Here is a 13,597-nt window from a genome sequence, read left to right as displayed (position 1 = left end):
GTCTCCTTTAAAGCGTGATTCTCAGCTTAGAAAGCCATGTTGACCGAGAAAATCCAGGGTGATTCCTCCGGGGCTGCCGGGAGCAGGCCGCTTCAGGTACCGGAGCACATATTTCCCGATCAGGTCGGCCTCCAAGTTGACCTTGTCGCCGGGCCGGCGATGCTGCAGCACGGTATTTTCCAGAGTATGGGGAATGATCGAGACCCAAAATCCCTTTGGCTCGAGGTCACCAACGGTCAGGCTGATCCCGTCTACAGCCACCGACCCTTTCTCAACCAGGAGTGAGGTCACCTCTTCGGGAGCGTGGATGGTAAAGATGATGGCATTACCCTCTGTGCGCCGGGCCGACACCTGCCCTACGCCGTCGATATGGCCGGTCAGCAGATGACCGCCCAAACGGTCGCCCATTGCCAGTGCCCGCTCCATGTTGACGTAGTCTCCCCTTGTTAGGGAGCGAAGATTTGTCTTTCTTAATGTCTCAGGCATCACATCAAAGATCAACCGGTCGCCTTCGCATTGCACGACGGTCAAACATACACCGTTGATGGCCACGCTGTCCCCCAACTTAACTTGCTGGGCGATTCCCGGTTCCTCGATCACAAGCTGGTTTCGCCGGCCGAGCAACCGAAGCTCCTTAACCTTACCCATGGTTTCAACTAATCCAGTGAACATGTTCCTTCTCCTTCACCTGATTTGGGGTAGGCTTCAATAAGCAGATCTTCGCCGATGAAGCGGGTCCCATGAATTCTGGCCAACCAGGCCGTGTTCATCAGACTGCGGCCCCGGCCTCCCACCGGGGTGGGGGCAGAAGCGCCCCCTACCAGCTTCGGGGCTATCAGGCAATAGATCTTGTCAATCAACCCCGCCTGCAAGGCGGCGTGGTTGACTGTGCTGCCGCCTTCCAGGAGAATATGAGTTAATTTACGCTCTGCCAGTCTCGTCAAGAGAACCTGCAGGTCAATGCGGCCGTCCTTCGCCGGTACCGGCAGCAGTTCAACACCCGGGATTTGTTGCAGAGGGGAAGACCGATCCACAGCGGACTCCAGGCAGGCAATCCAGGTAGGCGCCTTCGAACCGCTGTGGAGGAGCTTTGCTGTCGGCGGAGTGCGCAAGTGACTGTCGAGAATGATCCGAATCGGGTCCTTCTTATCTGGTTTGGTAAGACGGGTGGTTAAAAATGGATCGTCGGCGAGCACCGTCCCGATACCGACCATGATTGCGTCTACTTGGTCGCGAAGTTCGTGAACCCACCGGCGGGCTCGAGCTCCTGATACCCAGCGGCTGTCACCACTGGCGCAGGCGATCTTGCCGTCCAGCGTCATGGCCCACTTGGCTGTTACAAAAGGTCTCCGCTTAGTAATGTAAGTAATAAATGCTTCGTTCAGATAACGTGCTTCCTGCTCACGGACACCGACAATAACTTCGATGTTTGCTTCTCGCAGGCGTGCGAAGCCTTGGCCCGATACCAGGGGGTTAGGGTCTGTCATGGCGGCTATGACCCGTTTGATTCCAGCAGCAACAATGCGTTCTGTGCAGGGAGGGGTGAGTCCGTGGTGACAGCAGGGCTCTAAGGTAACGTAAAGATCAGCCCCACGGGCTCGGTCCCCTGCCTGCTCCAGGGCGAAAACTTCGGCGTGGGCTTGTCCCGCTTGGGGATGAAATCCTTCACCGACTACCTTGCCGCCCTGAACAACCACGGCACCCACCAGGGGATTGGGGGATGTGCGTCCCCGGGCAGTAGCGGCCAGTTCAAGCGCTCTGTCCATGTATTGCAGCTCAATTCCTTCCTGCTTCACGGTCAAACCTCCCAAAATACAAAACCCCTGAGGAAGAACCCTCAGGGGTAACAAAAGCAAACGGACGACGAATTTCTTGCACCCTTCTTCCATCCAGACTTTACTGTCGGCTCCGGATCTTCCCCGGATCTGCCTTGCGGCTCGCGGGCTTAGGCCGAGAACGGCCATCACCGCCGGTGCGGAATTGAGGATAATATCTCCTCTCACCAGCCCCTGAAGGACCTCTATGAAATTCTTACCCATTGTAGCACATTCTCGTTGAAATGACAAGGCGGAATTTGGCGCTGCCTGCGTTATTGCAGCCGCTGCCAGTGGTCCATCTTCCGCCGGGCGGCTAAAAGGCACGAGTATTTACTCCACATCGCGTTACGCTCCCCTCGAACTCAGCCCAGCAGGCGGCGAAGTGGCCGGGGGTTTTTTCCACCAAAGGGGGAGTCTCTTCGCGGCAAACAGGGAGGGCACAGCGGCACCGCGGCCGGAAGCGGCAGCCGGGCGGCGGGTCCACCGGCGAGGGCACCTCGCCCGGGAGGATGTGCCGGGGGCGGCGCAGCGCCGGGTCTTCCACCGGCACGGCCTCAAATAGGGCTTCCGTATAAGGGTGGTAACGGCGGACGAAAAGCTCTTCCGCCTCCGCCGTTTCTACGACCTGCCCCAGGTACATCACGGCGATCTGGTCGGCCAGAAAGCGCACCACGCGGATGTCATGGGAGATGAAGAGGTAGGTGAGGCTGCGCTCTTCCTGCACCTCAAGGAGGAGGTTGAGCACCTGTGCCCGCACCGAGACGTCCAGGGCGGAGATGGGCTCATCGGCCACGATGAACTCAGGGCTCAGCGCCAGCGCCCGAGCGACCCCCACGCACTGTTTCTGGCCGCCGGCCAGGGTGTGGGGGTACTCGTGCGCCAGCTCCGGCTTAAGCCCCACGGTCTTTAAGAGATCCGCCACCCGCTCCCTCAGTTCCGCTCCACGCGCCAGCCGGTGCACCACCAGCGGTTCCCCCACGATCGCTCCCACCGTTTTGCGCGGGTCAAAGGAGCTCATGGCGTCCTGAAAGATGAGCTGCGCCGAGCGGCGGAACCATACCAGCTCTCGGCGATTCAAGGAGCAGACGTTCTTTCCTTCAAACCACACTTCACCCCGGGTGGGTTCGATGAGCCTTAAAAGCAGCCGGCCGATGGTCGTCTTGCCACAGCCGCTTTCGCCCACCAGGCCCAAGGTTTTCCCCCGGGCGATGGCCAGGTTGACACCGTCCACGGCGTGGACGAAAGAGCGCCGCCGGCCCCTGCCCTCGGTGCGGAGAGGGAAGAGTTTCACCAGATTCTTGGCACGCACAAGTTCCTCTGCTGCGCTCATGGTTCCACCCCCACTAGCGGCGCCCCAGGAGCGGGTCGAACTCTTCCCGGACCCAGTTGCCCACCAGGTTCAGGCACAGGATGGTGAGGGCGATGATGAGCCCTGGAAATACCACCAGCCACCAGGCACTGGTGATGTACTCCCGCCCCTCGCCGATCATCAGGCCCCAGGAGGCCAGGGGCGGTTGAATCCCGTAACCCAGAAAGCTCATGTTCGCTTCCGCCCCGATCATGTGCGCCAGCTCCAGGACGTAGGTGGTGATGAGGGGTGAGATGATGTTCGGCAGGATGTGCCCGAACGTGATGCGCGGCATGCTGCAGCCGATGGCCCGGGCGGCTTCCACCATGGTGCTCTCGCGCAGGGCGAGCACCTGGCTGCGCGCCATCCGGGCGTGCACCATCCAGCCGTTGATGAGGAGCGCGATGGTGAGATTCCGCTGGCCCGGCCCCAGGACCATGACGAAGGTGAGGGCCACCAGGAGCCCGGGGAAGGAAGACTGGATGTCCACCAGCCGCATCAGCAACAGGTCGACCTTCCCGCCGAAGTAGCCGGAGACAAGGCCCAGCACGGTGCCGAGGCAGCCGGCTAAAGCCACCACGGTGAAGGCTACGCTGAGGGACACGCGGCCCCCGTAAGTGAGACGTGACAGGACGTCGCGCCCCTGGGCGTCGGTGCCCAAAAGGTGCGGGAAACCTCCGTCCCGGGGGGGTGCCAAGGAAGGCGGCAACAGCCGTTCCGCCAGCGAACCCTTGGTGGGGTTGTAGGGTGCGATCCAGGGGGCGGCGAAGCTGGCCAGAACGATGATCAAGAGCACAAGCAGGGCCACCAGGGCCACGCGGTTACCGGCGAAGCGCTGCCCCCAGGCGTGCCAGGGCTTTGCTGCCATGCTTTAGCCCCCTTCGCAGCGGATGCGCGGGTCGAACAGGCCGTAGGAGAGGTCGACCCCCAGGTTGATGAGGCAGATAATCGCCGCCACCAGGAACACTTCCACCTGCAGCAGGGGGAAGTCCTGGCGGGCGATGGTCTGCACGATGAGCGTGCCGAATCCGGGCCAGCCGAACACCACCTCAATGGGCGCGGCTTCGCCGGCCAGGAGGCGCCCCAGGTCCATACCGCCCAGGGTGACGATTTGGGTGGCGGCGTTCCTGAGGGCGTGCTTAAAAATGACGTCCCAATCGCTGGCTCCTTTCATGCGGGCGGTGATGGCGTAAGCGGTATTGAGCTGTTCCGCCATGGCGAAGCGCACGATTTGGGTCAGGTGACCGGCGGGCACCACGGCTAAGGTAAGTGCGGGGAGAACCAAGTGGCGCCAAGTGCCGTAACCGGAAGTGAAAAACCAGCCCCAGCGGACCGCGAAGAGGAGAATCAGCATCAGTCCCACCCAAAAGGGCGGCAGGCAGATGCCGACGAGGGAGGTGGTGGTGAGCAGGCGATCCAGCACCGTGCCCGGGCGGTAGGCCGCCAGGATCCCCAGCGGCAGGGCGATGAGCACCGCCAGGGCCAGCCCCGTGAGGACGAGAAGGAAGGTGGCCGGCAGCTTCGCGGCGACCAGGGGCAGGGCCGGTACCTGCTGCCACCAGGAAACCCCGAAATCAAGGCGCAGCATGCCCTGGAGAAAGTCCGCCAATTGAACGCTCAGCGGACGGTCCAACCCCAGTTGGTGGGCCAGCTCCGCCCGCTGCGCGTCGGTGGCCTGGAGCGGCAGCATGGTGTCCACCGGGTTACCGATGACATGGGTGATCACGAAGACGAGGATGGAAACCCCCAGGATGACGATGAGGGTGTAGAGCAGGCGCTGGGCGATGTAGCGCTTCATGCCTTTGCCTCCTCACGTGCGGCGGGAGGGCTGCGGCCCTCCCACCCTAGCGCCGGCGGTGCCGATCACTGCGCCTGGGCTCCCGCCAACCTCATTTCGTACACGGTGATCCGTGAATCCTCGCGCGGGGTCCACTCCAGGTGCTTGGCCAGGCCGTAGATGTCCTTCAGGTTGAGCAGAGGCGCCCCGAAGTTGTAATCGTACACCGCCTGAATCAGTTCTTCATACAGGGCCTGGCGTTTCGCCGGGTCCATTTCCGTGCGCGCGGCAACGATCTTCTGGTCGATGGCCGGCACGGACATGGCGCTCTGCGGGGCACCCGTCTGGATGCAGGCGCTGAAGAAGCGGTCAAAGTCGAAGAGCTCGTTGCCGTTACAACTGAATATTATGGCCGGCGCCTTCTCAACGTTGAAGAGCGTGTCCAGCCACTCCTGCCAGCTGAGGAACTTGATCTTGATATTGAACCCGACCTCGCTCAGCATGGCGGCCACGGCCTCCGTAAGCTCACCGTCCTTGAGCCAACGGCCGCGCTCGGAGACGAGCTCAATGGGTTCGCCCTTGTAACCGGCCTGCTTAAGGAGAGCCTTGGCTTTTTCCAGGTCGTGGGGGATGGGAGGCAGCCGCTTGTTAAACCCGAAGTAGCCCTCTTTACCCATCTGGTAAGCGGGGAGAGCGTAACCCAGGAAGAGGTCGCGCGCCAAGGCTTCGCGGTCGATGGCCAGGTTGGCCGCCTGCCGCAGGAGTGGGTTGGTCATCGGTCCGCGCAGGGTATTGAAGCGCAGGAAGCTGATTTCAATGCCGGGTGAGGTGACCACCTTGGGTGCTTGGTTTACGTACTCGGGGAGCAGGTTTACCGCCAGGTCGATCTCGCCGGCCTTGAGGGCGGCGAGGCGGGTGGAGCCTTCCTGGATAAAGCGGTACTTAACCTCTGTGATGGCCGGCTGGGGTCCCCAGAACCCGTCAAACCGTTCCAGGGTGATGTCGCTGCCGCGGTTCCAGGCGACGAACTTGTAGGGGCCGGTGCCCACGGGAGCTACCGCCGCTTTGTCCGGGTTGGCCGTGACGTAGTTTTTGCTCACAATGTCAAGGCGTGTCAAGCGCTTGGGCAGGATGGGGTCCGGGCCGCTCGTAATGATGCGCAGCGTGAGTGGGTCCACCGCCTGGGCGTCTTTGATGGTGGCGAAGTTCCCGGCGATTTGGGACTTGTAGGCCGGGTCAATGATGCGCTTGATGGAGAAGGCGGCGTCTTCCGCACTGAAGGCATCGCCGCTGTGGAACTTCACATTGGGGCGCAGTTTTAATTCCCACGTGGTTGAATCTACGGCCTTCCATTCCACGGCCAAACCGGGGACAGGGGCCAGGGTTTTCCCGTCGAGTTCCAACAGGCGATTGAAGACGTTATCGGTCACGGCCCGGCAGTTGCCATCGTCGGGAAACTGCGGGTCGAGCGAAGTGGGTTCGCCCTGTAAGGCGATCACGATGCCGTCCTTGGCCGGTGGCGGTGGGGACGGAGTGCTCCCCGGCGTGGGTGCCGGCGCCGTTGGGCCGGCGGGTTTACAGCCGGCGACCAGGGCCAGTAAGACTACGAGCGCCAGGACGAAGCAGACTCTCCTGCGCAGCATCAAACTGTCTCCTCCTCTCAACAGAATACTGTGCGCCTAGGCGAGCAGCGGGTAATGACAACGGAACCAGCGTCCTGGTGCACCCGGGACGGGCGCGTACCCGGGCGTTTCGTGCCCACACACCTCCTTGGCATACACACAACGAGGGTGGAAGCGACACCCGGCGGGTAGGTTAAGGGGAGTGGGCGGCTGGCCGGGGATTACGCTCAGGCGACGTCTACATCCCTTCAGCTGTAGGGTAGAGCCGACAATGCCCTGGGTGTAAGGGTGAACTGGCTGGTGAAAAAGCTCCTTGACACCGGCGGTTTCTATCACCTGCCCGGCATACACCACCACCACGCGGTCGGCCATCTCCGCCACTACACCCAGGTCGTGCGAGATGAGGATGACGGTCGTTCCCACCTCCTCCTTGAGCTGTTTGATGAGCTCCAGGATCTGCACCTGAATGGTTACGTCCAGCGAGGCCGTCGGCTCGTCGGCGATGAGGATCTGGGGGCGGCAGGCCAGCGCCATGGCGATCATCACCCGCTGCTTCATCCCCCCCGAGAGCTCATGCGGGTAGCTGCGGAAGCGGCTTTCCGGCGCGGGAATCTGCACCAGGCGCAGCATCTCCAGGGCAAGGTCGCGCGCCGCCCGGCCCTGTTTCTTCTGGCCGAGTTCGACGGCCTCTATGATCTGCTGGCCCATGGTGAGCGTCGGGTTGAGAGAAGACATGGGTTCCTGGAGGATGAGGGCGATGCCGCTGCCGCGCACCCGGCGCAGCTCCCCGCCCTTGAGTTGCAGCAGGTCCTTCCCTTGAAAGTAAACATGCCCGGAGACGATCCGTCCCGGTGGGCTCGGAACCAAACGCAGGAAGGAGAGGGCCGCCACCGTTTTGCCGCTGCCGCTTTCCCCGACAATGGCCAGGGTTTCACCTTTCTTCACGTGCAGGTCGAAACCATCGACCGCCCGCACCACCCCCTTGCGGGTAAAAAAATAGGTGGCCAGGTCCCGCACCTGTAAGATGGGTTCTCCCGGCTGAAGCTCTGCCGCTACGGCCATGCCATCGCCTCCCGTAACCGCTTCAGTCCTTACTATATGACTATGCCTTAAGTTCGGTGCCTGACGATGAGAATTGGCCAACCCTGGAACCTCTGGACACACCGGCATAAGAATGCTAAAATACAAGCATGGAGGTGAGTCCGCGTGCGCACCACCATCGAGCTCGATAATGAGAGCAGGGCGAAGCTCATGGCCCTGGCGGCCAAGCGCGGTCTACGCGGCTACTCAGAGCTGGTGCAGGAAGCGGTGACCGAGTACCTGGCGAAAGAAGAACAAAGGGAACAAGCCGTGCAGGAGGTCATGGAGCTGAGCGGCTCTCTTTCCGCGGACGAGGCCAAGCAGGTGGAAGAAAGGATAGAAGCGACGTGGAAACGCTGGTCGTTGCCGACACGTCCGTAATCGTCGATTTTCTGCAAGGCCGTGCCCCAGCCCGTCATTTCATCGAAGAGACGCTCGCTTACGGGCGGCTGGGCCTCACGAGCATCACCGTCTTTGAGCTTTGCGTAGGCCTTAACTTCACCGACAAACGGCAACAGGCTTTAACACAGCTCTTCCGGTTGTCGACTATCCTCCCCCTCGACTACAAAGCAGCGCGCCTGGCCGCTGAGCTGGAGAACGACCTGCGCGCTCGGGGCGAGGTGATCGGCCTGGCGGATACGCTTATCGCCGCCATCTGCCTTGCACAGAAAAGGCCCTTGGTATCCAGCAACACCAGGCATTTTCAACGCGTCCCGGGCCTAAAACTGCTGACGCCTGAGACGGCCTAGGAGCGAAAAAAAGAGGCCTCCACCGAGCAAGGCCCCTCGATTCTACGAAAACCCCGGGTCAGGGCGACCCGGGGTTTGGTGCTACTTAATGAGGTTAAGCCGACGTGGCACAGCAGTTGCCGAACCGGCCGCGGGCGGCATCCGGGCGTAAAGGCAAACAAGCTAGCGCAGCGTCGCGCAGTAGGCGCTGAGGTGCTCGAGGCCGGCGGCGAAGGCGTCGGGGTCGCCGCCGAAGCCGATGCGGAAGTGGCCGGGGCAGCCGAAGGCCTCGCCCGGCACCAGGAGGACGCCCTCTCGGTCGAACGCTCCCTGGCAGAAGGCGGTCCCGGAAAGGCCGGGCTTCTTCAGCCAGGGGAAGGCGAGGACCCCGGCGGCCGGCGCGACGTACCCGATCAGGTCCTGCCAGCGCTCGAACCAGGCGGACAGGCGTTCCCAGTTGGCGCGGGCGATGGCGGTGTTGCGGGCGATGACTGCTTCTTTGTGGGTGAGGGCCAGGCGGGCGAGAAGGTCGGACACGGGTGAGTTGGAGATGGTGGTGTAGTCCTTCCAGCTCCAGGCCTTTTCTACAAACTCCTCCGGTCCCACGAACCAGCCCAGGCGCAGGCCGGAGAGGCCGAAGGCCTTGGACATGCTGCCGACGCTGACGGCGCGGCTGCTCAGGGTGCGGGCGTAGGGGGCCGCCGCGCCCGGCCCGGCGGCCAGGTCGTGGTAGACCTCGTCGCAGAGCACCCAGAAGCCCTGCTCCTCGGCCCAGCGGAGGATGGTCCTGAGGTCCGGTTCGTCAAGAACGGCGCCGGTAGGGTTGTGCGGGGTGTTGAGCACCACCAGTTTGGTCTTTTCGTCGATCAGGCCCTGCAGGCGCTCCAGGTTGGGACGATAACTTTCCTCAGCCTTCAGCTCCCAGCGCTTCACCTGGGCTCCTCGGGCCTCGGCCACCGAGTACAGCACCTGGTAGGCCGGGTACTCCACCACCACCGTGTCCCCGGGTTCCACCAGGATGTTGGCGAGCAGAAAGTCCGCCTCCATGGCGCCGGTGGTGACGAGGACGTTCGCGGCCGTCGCACCGGGGTAAAAGCCGGCGATGACTTCCCGCAGGGCGTCTGAGCCCAGGGTGGGGTTGTAGGAGAGGCGGGTGTCGAGCAGAAAGTCCGGACTCGCGCCTGTCACCGCGAGGAGCTCGCGCACGGTGAAGGGTTTGGCGTCGGTTTCGGCCAGGTTGTAACGGGCGGTGAGCTCGTGGGTGTTGAGCCAGTGCTCCACCTGAAACGGGGCGAGGTGCATGGTCTCATCCTCCTTCGCATTGGGCGGCCCCGGGGGCTTCCCCTGCCGCGCAGAGTGGGCTTTATGTTCGCGCTTGCGCGCAGCAAGTGACTTTCCTTTTGAATTCGTGGCCGACGGCCAAAAACCCTCCGTGCCTGCAGACGCACCAGCCCGCCCCTGCGGGTTGCCTGGGCGGTCTACCGCACCTTAACATTCATCGGCCCTTCCCAGGGGCATAAGAACGCCCGGGCGGGGGGCCCGGGCGTTCTGCGGCGGCGGCTTACTTCGCAGCCAGGAAGTCCAGCGCGAACTGGGCGTAGACCGCAGCGCCCACCTGCAGGGCGTCCTCGTCGATGGTGTAGTGCGAGTGGTGCTGCGGCCAGCAGGTGCCTTTGGCCGGGTTGCAGACGCCGAGGAAGGCGAAGGCGCCGGGCGCCTTTTCCTGATAGAAGGGGAAGTCCTCACTGCCCGTGAGCAGCGGCATCGGCGCAAGCCCCTCTTCACCGTAGAGTTTCTTCACCGCGCCCTGGGCGATCGCGGCCAATTCGCCGTCATTGATGGTGGGCGGGCAGCCGAAGTGGTACTCCACCTGGGCCGTGGCGCGGAAGGTGGCCGCGGTGTTTTCCGCCACGCGGCGGACGATTTCCGGCAGCTTGCGGCGGATTTCCGGGTTGAAGCAGCGGTTGGCCCCCTCCATGAGCGCCCGGCTGGCGATGATGTTGAAGCGATCGCCGGCCACCACCTTACCCACATGAACCACCACCGGCTCCAGCGGACTGAACTCACGGCTGACGATGGTCTGCAGGTTCATCACAATGGCCGCCGCCACCACCACGGCATCCACGCCCTGATGGGGGGCGGAACCGTGACCGCCCTTACCCTCGACGGTGATGGTGAACATATCGGCCGAGGCCATGCGCGGCCCGGCATCCACGCACACCTTGCCCGCCGGCAGGTCGCCCCAGACGTGCATGCCGAAGATGCCGTCCACGCCCTCCATAGCGCCCTCTTCCACCATCAGCTTGGCACCGTGGGCGATCTCCTCGGCCGGCTGGAAGATGAACTTTACTGTGCCGGGAATCTCGTCCTTGAGTTGGGCGAGGATCTTGGCCGCGCCCAGGAGGCAGGTGATGTGGGCGTCGTGGCCGCAGGCGTGCATGAAGCCCTTATTCTCCGAGGCAAAGGGGAGCCCCGTCTCCTCCTGGATGGAGAGCGCGTCGATGTCGGCGCGCAGCGCCACGGTACGGCCGGGTTTGCCACCCTTCAGGGTGCCCACTACCCCTGTCTTGGCCTTGCGCTCGACGCTGATACCGAGCTTCTCCAGCTCCGCAGCGATACGCTTCCCGGTGTTCACCTCTTCAAAACTGGGTTCCGGGTGCTGGTGAAAGTACCGCCTGAGCTCCACGAGCTCCGGCTGGACCCGGGCAGCGAGTTCCTTGACCTGCATAGACTATCCCTCCGCAATTTGCAGAATTGTCCCCAGGAGCACGTCAACGCCCTTCTTGAGGGCGGCGTAGTCTGTCCATTCTTCAGGGCAGTGGCTGCGCCCGCCGCGGCTGGGAACAAAGACTAAACCAACATCAGTAAGGCCGGCCATTACCATGGCGTCGTGCCCGGCGCCGCTCTGCATCACCCGGGTGGAGGTGCCGCGCCGAGCGGCCTCCTTGAGCAAAAGCTCGCGGATGGCCGTCGAGAGAACCACCGGCGGTATGCTGAGCTTTTCCGTCAGGGTAAACTTGACATCACCCCGGCAGGCTTCCTCCAGAGCAGCCTTGAGTCCGGCCACCAGGTCGGCCAGCACCCGGCTGTCTTTGGCCCTAAAGTCGACGGTGAAGGAGACCCGCCCGGGTACGATGTTGGCGGCTCCGGGGGTAACTTCCAAGCGGCCCACGGTGCCCACCGCGCCGCCCCCGGCCCGGCGGGCCAGCCCCTCCACCGCCTGAACCACGCGGCCGGCCGCCAAGAGCGCGTCGGCGCGCATATCCATGGGGGTGGTGCCGGCGTGGTCCGGGCGGCCGGTGATCTCTATCTCGTACTCTGCGATACCGACAATGGTTTCGACGACGCCCACGTCGATTCCTGCCGCTTCGAGCACAGGCCCCTGCTCAATGTGGAGCTCGAAGAAGGCCTTCAGCTCCTCGGGCCGGCGCCGGGCGGCGGCGATGTCCGCGGGCGGGAAGCCGAAGGCGGCCATGGCCTCGGCGGTGCTTACGCCCTGCGCGTCTTTGTTGCGCGCCAGCTCTTCCCGGCCCACCTTTCCGGCCATGGCGCGGCTGGCGAAGAGCCCGCCGCCGAAACGCCCGCCTTCTTCCTCGATCATGGCGATGAATTCGATGGGGTAGCGGGTCTTGACGTTATGTTCCTTGAGCACACGGGCGATCTCCAGCGCCGCCACCACCCCGGCCGTACCGTCGAAGCGCCCGCCGTGTTTCACCGAGTCGAAGTGGGAGCCCACCATCACCACGGGTCCAGGCGCCGCGCCCTCCCGGCGTCCGATCACGGTGCCGGCTGCATCCTCGCGCACCGTTAGGCCGGCGCGGGCCATTTCGGCCTTGATGTACTCGCGTGCCGCCCGGTCCTCCGGGGTAAAAGAGAAGCGGGTGACGCCGGCGCCGGGCGTGGCGGTGAACTCCGCCAGGGCCGTTATGTCCTGCTCCAAGCGTTCAACTTTGGTTTCCATAGGCCTGTCCTCCCTGTGTCATGCTAAAGGGGCGGCTTTGCCGCCCCTTGTCCTTACAGCCACTTGGCCATGAAGCCGGCCAGCACAACGGAGGCGATGGTTACGGTGGTGAAGCCGCCTACCAGCATCTGCGGCAACATCTCATTCATGAGGAATTCTTTCTCTTCCGGCGTCTCAGCCAGGGCCTTGGCCGCCTCTTCTGTCAGTATATAGTTGGGGGGGAACCCATAGAGGGCGGTGAGGGTGACTGCCAGGGCCATCTCCTTGGTAAAGCCGAGCCGGGTGCCTAGGAACATGCTGAAGAGGGCCATGCCGGCGACACCCAGGATGATGATCCCGACCAGGGGAACGACGATTTGCCCGAGCATGGCGGGGGTCGCCTGGGAGAAACCGGTAAAGACGTAGGCCATCAGCGAAAGCATCAGCCAACCGAACGAGCCGGAGAGATTAAGGGGCCGCCGTTCGATGAACCCGGTCTCGGCGGCCGCCACGCCGGCGAGCAGGCAGACCACGAAGGGCGAGACGGCGTTCTTGGTAAGCCCCGCAGCCCAGACGGCCACCCAGGCTACGACAGCCAGCTTGGCCAAGAGGACAAAGGTGGTCTGGTACTCCGGCGGCGTGGCCGGGAAAATACGCCAGCGGGCATCATTCTTGCTCGTGGCCGCCGTCTGGGCATTGGCCCGGGCCTGCTCCTTACCGCCGTGGTGGTGGTAGAGGTCGAGCAGGCGCTGCCCTTCCTTGCGCAGGCAGACGGCTGTCAGCGGGTAGCCGGCGAAACCCTGCATCACGTACATTACCAGGGCCAGCACGCTGATGGCCATGAGGCCCTTGGCCTTAGCCGCTTCCGACATCATGAGCGCCGCCACGATACCACCGGCGAGCGGCGGGGTGGCGGCGATGGCCGCCTGGCGGCCGAAGAGGGCGGCGCCGGCGGTGAGGGTGAGGGCGCACATCCCGACCAGGCCGAAGAGCGCGATGGCCACAGTTTTCCACTGGGCCAAAAGTTCCCGCACGCTCATCATGGTACCCATGTGGGTAAGAAGCATATACATGGACATGAGAGCGAGCGGCATGCCGAGGCCGGGGATGTCAATGATGTTCTTGGGGAAGAATGTCCAGTAGCCGGCCAGAAAGAGCACCGCGGCGACAAAAACGGAAGGTATGAAGGCCTTGCTCTTGGTTGAGACGATATCGCCGATGGCGAAAATGGCCGCCACCAGGACAAAGGCGGTAATGGGGCTCATTTCTCCACTCCCTTTGCACG

General features: G+C 63.3%; 13 protein-coding genes and 1 riboswitch. Of the genes, 2 read left to right on the top strand and 11 right to left on the bottom strand.

Going from position 1 to position 13,597, the window contains the following annotated elements; translation table 11 throughout:
- Positions 1-21 precede the first annotated feature (21 nt).
- From ribE to K5554_RS12405, 7 genes are all read right to left on the bottom strand, one after another.
- Positions 22-672, bottom strand: coding sequence for a riboflavin synthase (ribE, locus tag K5554_RS12435; protein ID WP_221038778.1), 651 nt, complete (start codon positions 670-672; stop codon positions 22-24).
- The gene (gene ribD / locus K5554_RS12430) at positions 657-1,796 is read right to left on the bottom strand and encodes a bifunctional diaminohydroxyphosphoribosylaminopyrimidine deaminase/5-amino-6-(5-phosphoribosylamino)uracil reductase RibD (protein ID WP_221038777.1); all 1,140 of its coding nucleotides are present in this window, start codon (positions 1,794-1,796) and stop codon (positions 657-659) included. The genes ribE and ribD overlap by 16 nt, the downstream gene beginning before the upstream one ends.
- Positions 1,797-1,873: 77 nt before the next feature.
- A riboswitch (FMN riboswitch) is annotated at positions 1,874-2,021 on the bottom strand.
- 109 nt (positions 2,022-2,130) lie between these two features.
- Entirely contained in the window at positions 2,131-3,147 is a 1,017-nt protein-coding gene (locus tag K5554_RS12425) for an ABC transporter ATP-binding protein (protein ID WP_221038776.1), read from the bottom strand.
- A 13-nt stretch (positions 3,148-3,160) separates the two neighbouring features.
- Positions 3,161-4,033, bottom strand: coding sequence for an ABC transporter permease (locus K5554_RS12420; protein WP_221038775.1), 873 nt, complete (start codon positions 4,031-4,033; stop codon positions 3,161-3,163).
- A 3-nt stretch (positions 4,034-4,036) separates the two neighbouring features.
- On the bottom strand, positions 4,037-4,963 hold the full coding sequence (locus K5554_RS12415; RefSeq protein WP_221038774.1) for an ABC transporter permease: 927 nt from the start codon (positions 4,961-4,963) through the stop codon (positions 4,037-4,039).
- A 65-nt stretch (positions 4,964-5,028) separates the two neighbouring features.
- Positions 5,029-6,585 carry an ABC transporter substrate-binding protein gene (locus tag K5554_RS12410; protein WP_221038773.1) on the bottom strand — a complete coding sequence of 519 codons (1,557 nt, stop codon included), beginning with the start codon at positions 6,583-6,585 and terminating at the stop codon, positions 5,029-5,031.
- 36 nt (positions 6,586-6,621) lie between these two features.
- The gene (locus tag K5554_RS12405) at positions 6,622-7,626 is read right to left on the bottom strand and encodes an ABC transporter ATP-binding protein (RefSeq protein ID WP_221038772.1); all 1,005 of its coding nucleotides are present in this window, start codon (positions 7,624-7,626) and stop codon (positions 6,622-6,624) included.
- Between the two features lie 144 nt (positions 7,627-7,770).
- On the opposite strand from K5554_RS12405, the gene K5554_RS12400 reads away from it, so the two are divergent.
- Both K5554_RS12400 and K5554_RS12395 read left to right on the top strand, forming a co-directional pair.
- Positions 7,771-8,025 (top strand): ribbon-helix-helix protein, CopG family, encoded by a 255-nt coding sequence (locus tag K5554_RS12400; protein WP_221038771.1) that lies wholly within the window; start codon positions 7,771-7,773, stop codon positions 8,023-8,025.
- Complete coding sequence (locus tag K5554_RS12395; protein ID WP_221038770.1) at positions 7,992-8,393, top strand: type II toxin-antitoxin system VapC family toxin; 402 nt, start codon at positions 7,992-7,994, stop codon at positions 8,391-8,393. The genes K5554_RS12400 and K5554_RS12395 overlap by 34 nt, the downstream gene beginning before the upstream one ends.
- A 162-nt stretch (positions 8,394-8,555) precedes the next feature.
- Here the strand turns inward: K5554_RS12395 and K5554_RS12390 are convergent, their stop codons facing one another.
- The 4 genes from K5554_RS12390 to K5554_RS12375 form a co-directional block, all read right to left on the bottom strand.
- On the bottom strand, positions 8,556-9,674 hold the full coding sequence (locus K5554_RS12390) for an aminotransferase class I/II-fold pyridoxal phosphate-dependent enzyme (RefSeq protein ID WP_221038769.1): 1,119 nt from the start codon (positions 9,672-9,674) through the stop codon (positions 8,556-8,558).
- Positions 9,675-9,933: 259 nt separating this feature from the next.
- Positions 9,934-11,100 carry an amidohydrolase gene (locus K5554_RS12385; protein ID WP_221038768.1) on the bottom strand — a complete coding sequence of 389 codons (1,167 nt, stop codon included), beginning with the start codon at positions 11,098-11,100 and terminating at the stop codon, positions 9,934-9,936.
- Positions 11,101-11,103: 3 nt separating this feature from the next.
- On the bottom strand, positions 11,104-12,333 hold the full coding sequence (locus K5554_RS12380) for a Zn-dependent hydrolase (RefSeq protein WP_221038767.1): 1,230 nt from the start codon (positions 12,331-12,333) through the stop codon (positions 11,104-11,106).
- 53 nt (positions 12,334-12,386) lie between these two features.
- Positions 12,387-13,577 carry a hypothetical protein gene (locus K5554_RS12375; protein ID WP_221038766.1) on the bottom strand — a complete coding sequence of 397 codons (1,191 nt, stop codon included), beginning with the start codon at positions 13,575-13,577 and terminating at the stop codon, positions 12,387-12,389.
- Positions 13,578-13,597 lie beyond the last annotated feature (20 nt).

Source organism: Gelria sp. Kuro-4 (genome assembly GCF_019668485.1).
Classification (GTDB): domain Bacteria; phylum Bacillota; class DTU030; order DUMP01; family DUMP01; genus DUMP01.
This window is presented reverse-complemented; position numbering and strand designations above follow the sequence as displayed.

Bases quoted from the DNA above. Each gene is read 5' to 3' on its own strand.
- ribE (WP_221038778.1), bottom strand. From the start codon at position 672: ATGTTCACTGGATTAGTTGAAACCATGGGTAAGGTTAAGGAGCTTCGG.
- K5554_RS12425 (WP_221038776.1), bottom strand. From the start codon at position 3,147: ATGAGCGCAGCAGAGGAACTTGTGCGTGCCAAGAATCTGGTGAAACTC.
- K5554_RS12420 (WP_221038775.1), bottom strand. From the start codon at position 4,033: ATGGCAGCAAAGCCCTGGCACGCCTGGGGGCAGCGCTTCGCCGGTAAC.
- K5554_RS12415 (WP_221038774.1), bottom strand. From the start codon at position 4,963: ATGAAGCGCTACATCGCCCAGCGCCTGCTCTACACCCTCATCGTCATC.
- K5554_RS12410 (WP_221038773.1), bottom strand. From the start codon at position 6,585: ATGCTGCGCAGGAGAGTCTGCTTCGTCCTGGCGCTCGTAGTCTTACTG.
- K5554_RS12405 (WP_221038772.1), bottom strand. From the start codon at position 7,626: ATGGCCGTAGCGGCAGAGCTTCAGCCGGGAGAACCCATCTTACAGGTG.
- K5554_RS12390 (WP_221038769.1), bottom strand. From the start codon at position 9,674: ATGCACCTCGCCCCGTTTCAGGTGGAGCACTGGCTCAACACCCACGAG.
- K5554_RS12385 (WP_221038768.1), bottom strand. From the start codon at position 11,100: ATGCAGGTCAAGGAACTCGCTGCCCGGGTCCAGCCGGAGCTCGTGGAG.
- K5554_RS12380 (WP_221038767.1), bottom strand. From the start codon at position 12,333: ATGGAAACCAAAGTTGAACGCTTGGAGCAGGACATAACGGCCCTGGCG.
- K5554_RS12375 (WP_221038766.1), bottom strand. From the start codon at position 13,577: ATGAGCCCCATTACCGCCTTTGTCCTGGTGGCGGCCATTTTCGCCATC.